This window comes from Anaerolineales bacterium (assembly GCA_015075625.1).
Classification (GTDB): Bacteria; Chloroflexota; Anaerolineae; order Aggregatilineales; family UBA2796; genus UBA2796.
The window spans coordinates 948730-963253 of sequence record JABTTZ010000001.1 but is presented as its reverse complement, the minus strand read 5'-3'; the positions used below and the strand labels follow the sequence as shown (position 1 = coordinate 963253).

General features: G+C 56.6%; 7 protein-coding genes. 1 reads left to right on the top strand and 6 read right to left on the bottom strand.

The genetic code is table 11. From position 1 onward, the window contains the following. Positions 1-143: 143 nt before the first annotated feature. The gene (locus HS103_04045; GenBank protein ID MBE7511971.1) at positions 144-2678 is read right to left on the bottom strand and encodes an HAD-IC family P-type ATPase; all 2535 of its coding nucleotides are present in this window, start codon (positions 2676-2678) and stop codon (positions 144-146) included. A 208-nt stretch (positions 2679-2886) separates the two neighbouring features. Here HS103_04045 and HS103_04040 point away from each other — a divergent pair, with 208 nt between their 5' ends. Next, positions 2887-7287 carry a PD40 domain-containing protein gene (locus tag HS103_04040; protein MBE7511970.1) on the top strand — a complete coding sequence of 1467 codons (4401 nt, stop codon included), beginning with the start codon at positions 2887-2889 and terminating at the stop codon, positions 7285-7287. Between the two features lie 291 nt (positions 7288-7578). Here HS103_04040 and HS103_04035 read toward each other — a convergent pair whose 3' ends face one another. From HS103_04035 to HS103_04015, 5 genes are all read right to left on the bottom strand, one after another. Next, positions 7579-9093, bottom strand: a complete 1515-nt coding sequence (locus HS103_04035) for a cellulase family glycosylhydrolase (protein MBE7511969.1) — start codon at positions 9091-9093, stop codon at positions 7579-7581. Between the two features lie 169 nt (positions 9094-9262). After that, positions 9263-10624 (bottom strand): M20/M25/M40 family metallo-hydrolase, encoded by a 1362-nt coding sequence (locus HS103_04030; protein MBE7511968.1) that lies wholly within the window; start codon positions 10622-10624, stop codon positions 9263-9265. A gap of 18 nt (positions 10625-10642) precedes the next feature. Then, complete coding sequence (locus HS103_04025) at positions 10643-11269, bottom strand: LOG family protein (GenBank protein ID MBE7511967.1); 627 nt, start codon at positions 11267-11269, stop codon at positions 10643-10645. Positions 11270-11347: 78 nt separating this feature from the next. Next, the gene (locus HS103_04020) at positions 11348-12226 is read right to left on the bottom strand and encodes a TIGR00159 family protein (protein ID MBE7511966.1); all 879 of its coding nucleotides are present in this window, start codon (positions 12224-12226) and stop codon (positions 11348-11350) included. Positions 12227-12243: 17 nt separating this feature from the next. Next, complete coding sequence (locus HS103_04015; GenBank protein MBE7511965.1) at positions 12244-14475, bottom strand: tetratricopeptide repeat protein; 2232 nt, start codon at positions 14473-14475, stop codon at positions 12244-12246. Positions 14476-14524: the final 49 nt, after the last annotated feature.

Genomic DNA, 14524 nt, shown 5'->3' with positions numbered 1-14524 from the left:
CCACAATGAACAGGCGGCATGGCGCATGATCCCGCCGCTTTAGCGGCGGGCTGAAAGCAGCCACCCCTTCGGGGCTTGAAAGGCATCGTCGCACCGGTTGTTCTACCTTCTTCACCCCAAAGGACTTTTGTGGCGATAATTGTCTAATCCTCGTTTGCGCCCACCAAGCCGCCGATCAGGGCGCTGCGCTCTAAGCGGCTTAAGGCAAAGATCGCCAGCGCCGCACCGATGAGGGCAATTAGCAAGAGATCAAGCGCCGGATTCACCCATCCCTGAAAGACATTGGGCAAAAAATAGGGAGGCAAGACAGTGACCGTCGCAAAAACGATCCCTAGGGCAGTGATCCCCTTGTGGGTGCGGAGTGTCTCCGGTTTAAAAACATCCAAGCCCATGGTATTCCAAAAGATGATCAACCCATAAAGCGTCATGAAAAACAACAAGGCGCTGCGGGTGGCATCACGGGTGGCGCGTTGGGCGGCATTTTCTGCACGGGTGATTGCCCCTTCGTCTTGAAGGCTTAGGAGTGGGTCGGCTGCCACCTGACCGCTTTCGTAACGTACCAGCCCTTCCGGGGAGATCGCGCCAAGCGCTGCCCGAAATTCCCCATCATAGCGCGTCAGGTACATCAGCATATACACCCCTGCCATGATCAAGCCGCCCACTAAAACGACAGCCAAAACATAGCGGATTACATTCTTTGTGAAATCACGGCTGTAGGCAGGCTTGATCAAGTCAAAGGTGATCAGCCCACCGGGGACATTGACCAAGCCAAAGGTCAGCCAACTGATCAGGATGGGTGTTGTGGGGAAGGGGAGCGCCATAAACCCGATGAAGATGAACGCCAAAACGGTGTAAAAATTCTTACTGAGGAAGATGCGCGTTGTGCTGAAGATTTTCTGGGTGATTGTCTTTCCGCGCTCAAAGGCAAAGGGGAGAGTCGTCATGGAGTTATCCAATAGCACCAGATCGGCAACATCTTTGGCGATCTGCGCCCCATCATTCATGGCAACTGCCATATTTGCTTCTTTTAAGGCGGGAACATCATTCACCCCATCGCCCACCATCGCCACATAATTCCCGCTTGCTTTCAAGGCGCGAATCAGCCTTCGTTTCGTCTCCGGCTCAACACGGGCAAATACGTTTGCTTCTTTAAGAGCTGTTTCCAGTTCTAAGGCGCTCATCGCCTCAATTTGATCGCCGGTGAAGGCTTTTGCCTCTGGCATTCCGGCATCATGGGCAATGGCACGAACGGTTTCAAGGTTATCGCCGCTGATCACCTTCAAGGCTACCCCTAGATCGGTGAACTGTTGGATCGTCTTGCCAATTTCAGGGCGCACCTTGTCGCTCATGACAATCAAAGCAAGCGCTTGGCGGGCAACGGTCAGTTTTTCGGCGGTGGGCGTTCCCTCTGTGCGGGCAAAGGCGAGGACGCGCTGCCCCTCCGCCGCCAGAGCTGCTGAGGTTTCAAGCGCATCACCCCCGCCACTATCAAGAACGCGCTCCGGCGCACCGAGGATGTACGCCCCGTCGGGAAAGATCACCGCCCCCCATTTTCGCCCTGAGGTAAAGGGGATTTCCGCGATCTTGGGATGGTCTGTTATGTCGGCATCTTCGGCGTGCAGGTAGGTGGTGATTGCTCCAGCGGTCTTGTTTTGGTGCGAAAGATTACCCACATACCAGCGGAGGGCGTCTTGAATCGCCTCTGGAGAAGCCCCGTTAAGCGGAATAATCTCCGTCACAGTCAATTGATTGCGGGTGAGCGTCCCTGTTTTATCGAAACACAGGACATTCACATTTGCCATCGATTCGACGGCATTCACACGTTGAACAAGGGTACGGTTGCGGCTGATTACCAACGCACCGAGGCTCAGGCTAATCGTGGTGACAAGAACAAGCCCTTGCGGCACCATACTGGTGACCAAAACGACGGTATTGCGCACAATATCAATCGTTGCCTGATGGGTCACCAAGCCAGCAAGGGCGGTCATCGGCGCGAACAGTACCATGACCACAACGGCGATCCGTACCAAGCGGTTGATTTGCTGTTGTGTGGGGGTCAAAGGGTGGCGGTACTGTTTCGCCGTCATTGCCAGCTTGGTGAGGGTACTTTCTGTCCCCACCGCCGTCGCCACCATAACCCCCGACCCGCCCACAACGAACGAACCCGAAAAGAGCGCTGCCTCTAATTCTTTATAAACAGCGTCCGATTCACCCGTGAGCAGGGCTTCGTCCATCTCAAGGGCATCCGCATGAATCACCCGCCCGTCAACGGCAATGCGATCTCCGGGTTCAACGGGGATCACATCGTCTTTGACAATGCCCGTCAGGGGGATTTCAATAAGACCTCCATCGCGCCATACACCTACCTGTTGGATGGACATGGCGGCAAGCTGTTCAAGGGCGCGTTTCGCCGCAATCTCTTGAACAAGCCCGACCACAGAGTTCAAGACGACGCTAAAACTGGCAAAAATAACGTTTGCTGTATCCCCGAAAAAGAGCAAAATCAGGCAGAGAATCGCCAAAACGACATTAAATAGGTTGAATATGTTGTCTCGGATAATCTGCCAGTAGGTGCGCCCCACCTGTACTTTGACGTTGTTGACCTCGCCACGCGCTATCCGTTCGGCAACTTGGGCAGTGGTGAGACCGGGGTAGTTTGTGGGGGGGTGCTGGGTCACAGGGAATATCTCCGTTGATGGGTGGTGGTTGTTTTGCTAGATTATATATGGGAAGTAAAAAGCAGCTCGTGGACAGATCACAGGTTAACCCGAAACCACATTGAATCCCCGAACAATCCCCTAACTTGCTTTCCCCCTCAACCCATTGTAGAGTCTCTATTTAGATGTAATGGCATTATTTCCCGTCATTTGATTCGTAGAGGTTCTCATGGCACGCCGCTCTACCCTATTCGTCGCTGGAACTATCCTAGCCAATATTGCTTTGGTACTCTTTGTACTTGCTGGGGGGAACAGCGCACCTGCTCAAGCACAAGGTGGCACCCCCCCCCAAGGACCTAGCCTTTACCCTGGTGGTGATGCGCTTGTTCCCGATGACCAATGGCTCGTCAACCTGATGAATATGCTTGCGCCTGTCCTGGAGCCAGACGCGCCAAATATCAACAACACAAGCACCTATATGATCGGCTCAGTAGCGCTCAATGTATTCTTCGTTGAAAGCACCTATGCGGGTGCCGGCGCGGAGACATGGAGCAGCACCCGCGTTAATACGATTATTGCTGAGATCAATGAGGGGTTGACATGGTGGCGTAACACAGCAACGAATTACGGGCTAAATGCCAGCGAACTCAGTTTTTCGACGGTGAACTACTACACGCCCTTCAACAGTGGCGCGTCTATCGTCACTATCAGCACGGCGAATGAGCCAATCCTCTTGAACGGCGGACAACCCAGCGGGGGGGGGAACGAGGATCAATGGATTGTCCCCATCCTGCAAAACCTGGGCTACGCCACAGCAAATTCCACGAACTATTTGACGATTCTCCGCCAACAATTAAACAACGCCACGCGCACCGCTGCCGGGACAGATTGGGCGTTTTCTGTGTTCGTTATTGACAGTCTAAATGACGCCGATGGGGTATTCGCCAACGGGCGATTTGCCTATGCCTATATCAACGGTCCCGCCATGGTCTTGACCTATGATAACGATGGGTGGGGACCGTCGCGCTTCAATATGGTGTTATCTCACGAGATGGGGCATACCTTTGGGGCATTGGATGAATACCCAACGAGCGGGTGCAGTTCTAATAACACACACGGCTACTACGTGCGGGCGCACACAAACTGCCAAAACGGACCGATTTACGATAACGAATTGTCGATTATGGCAGATTCTACCATTCAGCAAACCGCCTATCCGCTGAATGTCACTTCCACCAGTAGCCGTCATGCCATTGGCTGGCGAGATACTGATTTGGATGGGCAATGGGACGCCACCGATACAGTGACAACGAACCTCACTGCATATACCCCCGACCCGACCGGTGCCCCAGAGATCAGTTACACCGGACAAACGGTGACGACAGCGGCTTGGCGCTATTTAGGCATGAGCAGCTGGAGCGCCACCTATACCAGCTATGTCCCGACGAATATCACGACGATCTCGCTGATCGAATCCCAAACGAACGGTGGGGCGTTCCTTCCCACGACACTCACCACCGCCCCCTATGGGGGGGAAACGGAAACCTATAGCTTCACCACCCCGCTGAATGTGGGGGTGAACACGATTCAAACGAGGGCGACAGATCGTTTCACAAGAACAACCCTTTCCACAGCCGATAGTGTGACGCGCCGTTCGCCGTTCATCGTGGTCAACACGAACAATACAGGGGCGGGAAGTTTGCGGCAAGCAATAACGGACGCCAATACCCTTGCTGCCCCGGATACAATCACCTTTGCCATTCCCTCCAACGATCCCGGCTGTGCTGGCGGCGTTTGCACGATCACCACACCCGCTGCGCTGCCCAACATCACCGAGCAGGTGTTCCTTTTAGGGACAACCCAATCGGGGGCGGCGTGTCCGGCAAACCCCACTGTGGTGATCGCCTCTACCCCCGCAACAGTGACCAGCCCCGGCTTCCGTATTCAGTCCACCGCCAGTGGCAGCCGCATAGAAGGCTTCTCCGTCGTTGGCTATAACAGCCTGAACGGGCGCGGCATCTGGATTGAAGGCGCGACCAACACGCGCACGTCTTGTAACTTGCTAGGCATCCGCCCCAACGGGACGGTTGAAGGGAACACCTACGGCGTTGTCCTCTCCAATAACGGGACGGGGAACGTTGTCGGCTCAAACAACGACGGGGAGAACGATGATTTGGAGGGGAACACGATTGTTGGCTCGATGGGGTCGGGGGTCATCCTCGTCTCGGCAAACACCGTTGGCAACACGATCTCCCGCAACATCATCTATAACAACACGGGCGGCGGGATTGATAACAATGGTGATGGCTACAACGCGAATGATAATTTAGACCCGGATACCGGTCCGAACCGCTTGCAGAACAACCCCGTCCTGACGAACCTGTTTAACGGGGGGGCGCGGATCACAGGAACATTCAACAGCACGGCAAGCCGGAATTTCCGCCTTGAATTTTACGGGAGCGAAAGCTGCACGGGCATCAACACCCGTCAGGCAGAGGCATACCTTGGCAGCACAACGCTCACCACGAACGCCTCTGGCAATGCCACGCTGGACTTCACCAGTTTGGGCATTGTAAACCTGAAACAGTTTATTGTGGCGACGGCAACCGACCTGACAACGGGCGACACCTCGGAGTTCTCAACCTGTGTCACCTTCCCCGGTTTGGTGAACGCCACCGACCCGCTGACCATCTTCACCGACAAAGCCCATGATGTGGCAGAAGGGGCAACTATTGGGGATCGCTTCATGATGACGCTCGGCACGGCGTTGGGTGCGGGCGAGACGATCACCCTCCGGGTGACAACGGACGCCACAAGCAGCCAACTCCGCTTTGTCACGCAGACCTTCCCCGTCTTCACAACGACGCAAGTCCGTGATTACGTCTTTACCAGCGGGGCGAATTCGCTGCTGCCGCGTGCGGTGAACTTCCACGCGCCGGATAACGCTGCTGACCCCGCCGGAGCGCAGACGTACAATGTCTTCATCGAGGTTCTGAGCAGCAACGCCCCCGCCTACCCCGTTGGCGCACGCTTCCAGACCCAAACCGTGCGTGTCTACGATCCGGGCGTCGCCATTGCCCCTAGTGGCTTGCCCACGCTCAGCCTGCCCACGATTGGGGCAACAGGGACATACACGCTTGTCCTCACCGCCCCACCGGGGATGATCCTCTACAACACGCAGCCAAACGCACCGGAAGTCGTCACGGTGAGCGCCAACGCGCCCACTCCGGGCGGCTTGATCACCATCACCGATCCCAATCCAGCAAACCGCACCTTTACGCGGGCGACATGGAATCTCCCCCAAGGGATTACCGTCCAACGCGACAGCGCTGGCACGGCATCCATCTCCCATAGCGTGACCTCCGACATCACGGGCGTTGCCGACTCGCGTTACGGTGGGGGCGGGATCAACGTCACCGTGAGCGATGCGGTGATCAATACCCCTGCCGACCTCGCCCTGACGCATCTCGCTTATCCAGCGGAAGCAACCCTGACGCCCGGGCAGACAGTCCGCTATGCCGTGACCGTGACGAACCTCGGCGCGGGCGACTCGTGGAACGTGCGTGTGACCTATCACCTACCGGCAGGGACGGCGTTCGTCTCAGCCACCTCGTCAATCGGTGCGACGTGCGCCTTTAACACCGGAACAGGGTTGGTCACCTGTGACTATGGGGATCGGCGCTTCCCCGTTGGCGTAATCGACACTGTGACGGTGATTGTGCGGGTGGGGAACACCCCGGGCGCACGGCTCGTCGCCTCTGCCAGTGTTACAGCCTTGCAGGTTGACCCCGACGGAACGAATAACACGGCGGTTGACTCACCCCCGAACACGGTTGCCAGCCCCACCCGCGACCTTTACGCCGTCCGCCCCGATGGGTCGAATCTCATCCGCCTGACGAACGACCCGACAGATGATTACCATCCGGCGTGGTCACCAAACGGACAGCAGATCGCCTTCGTCAGCACCCGCGATGGAAACGCGAACATCTATGTCATGAACGCGAACGGGACGAACGCTCGCCGTCTGACGAACGATCCAGCGGCTGACTTATATCCGGCATGGTCGCCCGATGGACGGCGCATCGCCTTTGCCTCGGCGCGGGGCGGCGGCGGTGTGCGCTTGTTTGTGATTGATGCCAATGGCAAAAACCTGACCGAACTTGGCGGTGGCACAGAAGCACAGCAGCCTGTTTGGTCTGCCAATGGGCGACAAATTGCCTATGTGGCAGCGGTGGGTGAGGGGAGCTTTGACCTCTTTACGATGAACGCCGATGGGACGGGCATTACCCGTCTAACGAACGGCTTGCGCGTTCAGAATCCAGCGTGGTCGCCCGATGGAACACGGATTGCTTTTGCCTCCTTCAAGGAAGGCAGCGGCGATTTGTACCTGTACCAAAATGGGACGATCACACGTCTGACGAGTGGCAGCGCCCGCGACGACGATCCGGCGTGGTCACTTGATGGGCGTTCGTTGGCGTTCGTCTCAGATCGAGACGGGCAGCCAGCCGTGTACCTCTTGCGCTTCGGCTTTGGTGGACAAACCACGATCACCCGCTTGGGTGGTACAGGGGTATCCGATGCGCAGCCCGCATGGGGCATCCTCCAGATCGCCTTTGCACGGGTGCAGTAACGTCAATTTACTTTCTCGCCTTCACTACAAAATAGGGTGAAGGCGGGAAACGAATCCCCACAGCGGCTTTTCAATAATTCATCTCATCTTACGCACAGACCCTCACCCCCTAACCCCCTCTCCCGCGTGGCGGGAGAGGGGGAATGCACTTTTTTGAGGGGGAAGCCCCCTTAAACTGCCCCTTTCGACAAATACGGGGTGAACAAACCCAACTGCGTAAGGTGAGTAATTCATCTCACCCCGTGCGCTTTAGCGTATGGGGTTTATGTTCCATCCCCTCTTGCCTCTTTTTCACCGCCCCAAAAATTCCTCTTTCAACATTCTGAGCGCAGGTTTTTCCGAATAGTCCGTCCGCCACATGCCGTAATGGTGTTCGGCGTTATCAAGGCTAGGGCAGGCAGGGGGGATACAGGTCGCCGTGCGGGGAAAATCAAAAGCAGTCCAAACCAACCAGCCAAGTAAGTTCTGCCCTTCCGCCATACGCAGCGCCGCCCGCAGGGAGTCCACCTGACGCGCCTCTGTTCCACCGGGTGTGGCGTACCCCACTTCCTCCAACAGAATGGGGAGGGCTGTCGCCGCCCGCATTCCGGCAATGCGCTCCGCCATATTCTCCGCCGAGCGCCAATGGTGAAAACTCAGAAAATCAACAACGCCCGCCGTCAAATGGGAACTCTCATTCCACCCCGCCGTGATCAGGTGATTCGGGTCGGCAGCGCGGACTTGGGGAACGAATGCCCTCAGCCAATCCATCACCGCCCGCAACGTGACGTATTTGCGGCTGGCGTCAATATCGCCCTCGTTGCGCACATCCCACGCTAAAATTGCCGGTTCGTCTCGGTAGCGGCGGACGATGAACAGCGCTTGGGCGTTGGGGAGATCGCTTTGCAGGTAGAGTGGGCGAACAACGAGATCAGGGAGGTCATTCAGGGTGACGATCAGGCGCAGTCCGCGTTCTGCCGCCATACGCAAGACAGCATCGAGGCGGGCGAAGCCTTCCGGCTTGGGAACTGCCCCGCTGCCGGGGCATTGAAAGAGGGCATCGTGCCAGAGAAAGACACGGATTGTATTGAATCCCGCCCCTCGAATAAGGTCAAGTTCAGCGCGGATGGAGTCCAAATCACCCTCGGTGAGGAAACGTCGCCAGGGGGCATTCGATGGGTAATAGTTCACCCCGCGCACGGTGAACGGCACGTCATTGATCATGAATCGCCCCTGTTCCAAACGGGGAAACGCGCCCACCGCAGCGGGCGTCCATACCCCAACTACATTTAGCGCAGCGTCGATCTCAGCCTCTGTACAGATTGTCAGAGGGGGCGGCTGCAAGGCGCGGTGACGCTGTAAAGCAAGCGCCGCCTCTTTTCCATCGGGGCGAAGATCAAGCGCCTTTTGGTAGGCAAGGATTGCCTCGGCAAGCTCCCCGCGCCGCTCCAACCACGCGCCATAATTGAAATAAGCGGGGTAAAGCTGCTCACGGGGGATTTTGTCGCCACAGACGCCGCCAATCTGGTCAAGGCGTTCCAGCGCGGCGATCACCGTCAGCCAATCCCGATCCCACGCGGCGTTCAGGTCGGCACAGAGCGCCTCGACAGGGCGAAAATCATAGGTGGGGATGGGGACAATGCCAACCGGTGGGGGGACTTCCGTTGGGGATGGTGGGGTAGCGCCCGCACTGAGAAGGATGATCAGAGCGGCTAAGGCAAGACCCAAACGGGCAAGGCGCTGCCCCAAACGACGGAGAGGAGGCGAGGTGAGGAATTCGTCTGGGTCGGTGTCGGTGAATGGCGTGATGTCGAGCGTATCCGTCATAGGAGGTTGTTCATCTACCACGTGTGAGATTTGGTTTGGGAATGGGGATAATCGGCAAGGCGTTTGCTGTGTGTATCCTTGCTTTTATCACTACGGCAAGGGTGAACTATCCCAAGCCCTTTCCCCTCTCTGCCTGCGTACAGAAAGGGGAAAGGGGAGCGATGTGGCGTTACCCCGCTGCGAATTCGCCTACGATCCGGGCAGTGTGCCGGACGCCTTGCACGAAATGATCGATCACCAAATTTTCGTTCGGGGCATGAACAAGCGCCCCCGGATAGCTACACCCCGCCATGACAATCGGCACATGGAGTGTTTCCTCAAAAACATGGGTCGGTCCGCTGCCGCCAATCATCGGCGCAACAATGACTTCTTTGCCATAGACTTCCGCCGCCGTGCGAACTGCCAACGCCACAAACGGATGATCGGGATCGGTGCGCGAAGGGTGTTCTCCGCCCAAGTAATCTACCTGAATATCGCGGAATCCTTGTTCGTCAAGGTAGGCGCGAAGTTTGCGCAGAATGTCCTCTGGTGCTTGATTGGGGACAAGACGAAAATCGACCTTTGCCGAGGCTTTCGCCGGAAGGACGGTTTTTGAGCCAACCCCTTGATAGCCGGAATTCAGTCCGCAGATGGTGCAGGTTGGTTGGAACACAGCATCGCGGCGAAGGTCAATACCATCTCTCCGCCCGCGCAAAAAGCCTTGAGTCAGCCCATAGCGCGTCAGAAGATCAGATGTTTCGTCGGGCATCGCGGCAAGGAGTTCCAAATCGCGAGCGGTGGGAGCGACCACAGAATCGTAAAAACCCGGGATGAGGATACGTTCGTCGCGGTCTTTGAGCGTGTTCAGCGCCCAAACCAAACGCCATGCGGCGTTCGGAAAGAGCGATCCCGCCAGCCCAGAATGGGCATCATCACTCGCTGTCGTTACACTCAGTTCTACATAGCAAATCCCCCGCAAGCCCAGGTATTGGAGCGGGCGTTCCTCATGATTCACGCTCCCAAATTCCCACACACAGGCGTCAGCGGCAAGCTTTGCGCCGTTTTCGCGGACGAAGGGTTGGAGGGCGGCACTGCTTGTTTCTTCCTCACCCTCGATAACAAACTTGATCCGGCAGGGGTACGATCCGGTGGCGGCTTTCAACGCATCCAAGGCAGCAAGGCGGCACATAATATGCCCCTTGTCGTCAGAGACACCCCGCGCATACAGCTTTCCATCGCGGATGGTTGGCTCAAAGGGGGGCGAGTCCCACAGTTCGAGGGGTTCGGGTGGCTGCACATCATAATGGTTGTAAAACAGAAGGGTTTTCTCGCTCGCCCCCGCCGCCTCTGCGTAAACGATGGGGTGCCCCTCTGTTTTGATGATCTCAACGGTGAATCCCCGCGCCCGCAGCATATCCCCAACGAGGACGGCACATTCGGCAATGCCTACCCCCTGTGCCGAAATACTGGGTTGGGCGCAGAGCCGTTTTAACTCTGCCAACGATTCCTCAAGATGATCCTGAATGTAACGGTCAATGGTTGCGTAATCCACTTTTTTCTTTGAACCTTTCTAGCCCTTCAAATTCGCTTTATTCGGAGCAACATCACCGAGGCGCGGCTTCAAGGCGGGGGGTGCTGTCCACCATTGTTGGAGCATAGGAATCACCTCAGCAACGGTATCCACCAGAGTGATGTAGGTATGCTCGTTCTCGCCAATCGTGCTGACGCGGGCAAAGGTTGCCATCGTCTCCCGCCACATCCCTCCAACAAGGATCAACGGGCGAGGGGGAATATCATGAACTTGCATCAGACTCCACGCCATCCCCAATTCCGCCAGTGTCCCTATCCCGCCGCGCATCACGATATAAGCATCTGGTTCTGTGATCAGATACATCGTCCGCTCAGAGAGGCTCGGCAGATGGACTTCCTCATGGAGGTAGGGGTTGGGGACGAGTCCGCGCTCGCGGAACAGCCCAACGGTGACCCCAATGACGCGCCCACCCGCCGCATGAGCGCCCTCGCTAGCTGCCCCCATAATGCCCGCATACCCCCCCGTGAGGAGCGCAAGACCGTTTTGGGCGAGAAGGCGTCCAACCTCGAAGGCATCTTTGTAATCGGGGTGATCAACAGGAATTGCCGCGCCCCCATAAACGGCGACGACTTTTTGCTTTTTGGGGGAAGGGTCTTGGGTAGACACAGCGTGACTCCATTTGATTCATGTTCAAGCGTTAAGAACGTGATAGCACCGCAAACAGCTTCGATCCTTCAACCAACCTTAAGGAGAAATTACCCTATCTCCGGACGGGGCATCCTGACCGACAAAGCGACGCGCAATCCGCCATAGCCAACCCAAAAACGAACGCCCTACTCGCTCGCTTTCGCCATAAAAAGCGATCAGGATGGTGCGCAAGCGCTCGGCGTCCAAGCGGCGGATCATCCGTCCGCCGTTGGCTACAGAGATTTGCCCCGTTTCCTCCGACACAACAACGCAGATCGCATCGCCAATCTCGCTAATGCCCAACGCGGCGCGGTGGCGCGTCCCTAATTTCCGATCTGTTAGCTGCCTTCCCGAAGAAAGGGGCAAAACGGAGGCTGCTGCCGCCACCTTATCGCCCCGAATGATCACGGCACCATCATGGAGTTCAGTTTTGGGATAAAAGACCGTCAGCAGAAGCTGCGGGCTGATCGCACTGTCCATCCCCACACCGCTGTTGACATACTCTTGTAGGTTGGTTTCCCGCTCAATGACAATAAGCGCCCCATGTCGCCGTTCAGAGAGCCGCCCCACAGCAGCGCAAATAGCATCAATTACCTTGTGCCGTTCGGCTTCCTCAGACGTGTGACGAGACCATGCACTAGCCCGCCCCAAACGCTCTAGCATCCGCCGCAGTTCAGGTTGAAAAATAACGGGAACAGCGATTGCTACAAGGGGCAAAAGGTTGGCAATCAGCCATCGGAAGGCGGTGAGCGGGATGATTGTCGTCAGCGCCCCGGCAAGGATGACAAGAATCACAATTCCGCGCAGGAGAGGGACGGCTTGGGTGCTGCGCAAGAGGAGGCTAATGCCGAAGAAAACCGCCGCCACTATCAAAATATCGAGGACAGCGGTCAGGCTGAACTGCGCCTCAAGAAGCCAGCACAGTTCACCACACATGATCACGCCTCATGCCCCTAAGCGCCCAGTTGGGACAAGAGTTGTTTATACTGCTCAACATCAGTGGGTCCGAGGGCAATGATTTGTTTGATCGTTGTCCGTGCCTCATTGTACATTCCGGCTTCTAGCTGCATTGCCCCAAGTGCATCAAGTTGGGCAATAGCGTCCATCTTCCGATTCACTTGGCGGTAGACGGCGCCCAACCGCGCCCGCAGTGCCATATCCCCTGTGCGGGCGGCAACCATTTCTTCCAGCGTCCGCAGGATCAGATCGCCGCGCTTTTGTTTCGCGTAGACCTGTAACAGCCCATCAAGTTCCTTAATGGCTTCTAGGGGGTTGTTTTGACGGTAATGAATGTCGATCAATTCGCGGCGGGCGCGTTGTTCCTCTGGGGCAAGACTGCGCACTTGCTCGTAGGTACGCAGCGCCTGCCGGAAATCCAAGCGGTTTGTGTGAATATCGGCAAGGTGGTAGAGAATTTCAACGCGCTTTTCGGTAGGGGCATTCACCCGCTGCGCCAAACGGAGCGCCTCATTGTAGGTGTCTCGCGCCTGATCGGTCTCGGCAAGCTGGAAATATGCGCCCGCCAAGCCAATGTATTCATCCAACATACGCTCTTGCTGACCTTCCCGCTCCAAGAGGTCGATCAAACTGAGGCGTAAGCCCGTATCCATTGGGGCAACCTTGATCACCTCATCAAGGATCATTGCCGCGTTGCGGCGGTCATCGCGGGCGAGAAAGCTGTTTGCCACGATGTTGTATTTGGTGATCGCCTCTTGGGTATGCCCTTCTTCCATAAGGATTTGGGCAATCCGTTGGTGAACAGGCAGGGAGGTTGGCTCTTTTTCAATCGCTGTGTAGGCGGTATCCAACGCCAGCGTAAAAAGGCGCTGCTTGATATAGCGGTCAATCCGCGTCACGGCATCTACGATAGAGGTATCGGCAACATAGTATTTTAATTCTTCTGTCGCCCCGCTGCGGATGCGGTCTGATAATGCGCGGCGCGTCTCAGAGATACGCACCTTCCAATCCTTGCCCACCAGCCATTTATTGAACTGGCTGTTCATCGCCGCAATATCTGCATCCAACATGCCGTCCGTCGTCCCCAACAGTTGATCGTAGACGGCGTTCAATTGGTCTGCCTCGTCGGGGTTCATGGCAAGGGCAATATCGACCAATTTCAGCGCACGGAGGAGCGCCACACACGCCTCACGGTGCTTTTGCAGCGCCATATAGAGTTGCCCTAAACCGTGCGCCGCGCCCGCCGCATAGTCACCATCCGTTTGCGCCCGCTCTAAGTAAGGAATAGCCGCTTGGTATTCGCTCAAATGGATATAGCCCGCACCCATACACATCCACAATGCGGGATGGCGGATGCCCATCTTCTCGGCTTGGGTAAAGCTCTCCATAGCGCCTTTGAAATCGCCCACCTTGAAGGACTCAATACCCTGAATAGCCCGTGCCTCAGCAAGCGTTAACCCGCCATCTAACAAAAACTCGGCAAGGTTGCCCATTGCCGTATCCGTCGCCTGTCCCATTGGTCCCCCCGGATGAGCATCTGCGGTTGGTGGGGCAAGCGGTTCGGCGTCGGGGTCTTCGTCAAACATCCCCCCGCTTTGTTTCGGAGCGCTTGGAGCGTCTGTCTGTGGGATAGACATAAATTCGCCCGCCTCAATCGCCCGTTTCGCGTTCAACACTTGGGGATTGCTCGGTTCAAGGCGAAGGGCGCGGTCAATTGCCTGAAGTGCCTTTGCTTTGTCTTTCGCTCGTTGAAAATTAAAGCCGAGGGTCAGGTATTGAAGGATGGCGGCACGGGTGCGCCCAGTGCGCTCATAAAGCTGTGCCAAACGAAAATGAATAGGGAGCAGTCCAGAGGTCAGCAGCGTTGCCCGCTCGAAATTGGAAATGGCTTTCTCAATATCATGTTGGGCAAGGTACACATCGGCGACACTCACGTATTGCTGTGCCGCTTCTTTCAGTTTTCCCAACCGCTCCAGAACATCAGCACTTTTTTCCAGCGGGACGGGATCATCGGGGGCAAGTTGGTGGGCGCGGGTGTAGACCTTTAAGGCATCGGCATAGCGCTTGCTTTCCAACAGCGCCAACCCTAAATACTTGTGGGAGTTGGGGTCTTCGGGGACTTCCTGCAAAGCACGGGCATAGGCTGCAATTGCCTTATCCCATGTTTTGTTCCAAGCAAAATCATGCCCCATATTCATGAAGTGTTCGTAGACTTCTCGGCTCGCCACAGTACACCTCTCACTTTTCCGCACGGTATCCCGACGCGAACGCGGCGGG

What these genes read in the sequence shown, in the direction of transcription:
- HS103_04020 (MBE7511966.1), bottom strand. Translation starts at nt 12,226, where the DNA reads ATGTGTGGTGAACTGTGCTGGCTTCTTGAGGCGCAGTTCAGCCTGACC.
- HS103_04040 (MBE7511970.1), top strand. Translation starts at nt 2,887, where the DNA reads ATGGCACGCCGCTCTACCCTATTCGTCGCTGGAACTATCCTAGCCAAT.
- HS103_04035 (MBE7511969.1), bottom strand. Translation starts at nt 9,093, where the DNA reads ATGACGGATACGCTCGACATCACGCCATTCACCGACACCGACCCAGAC.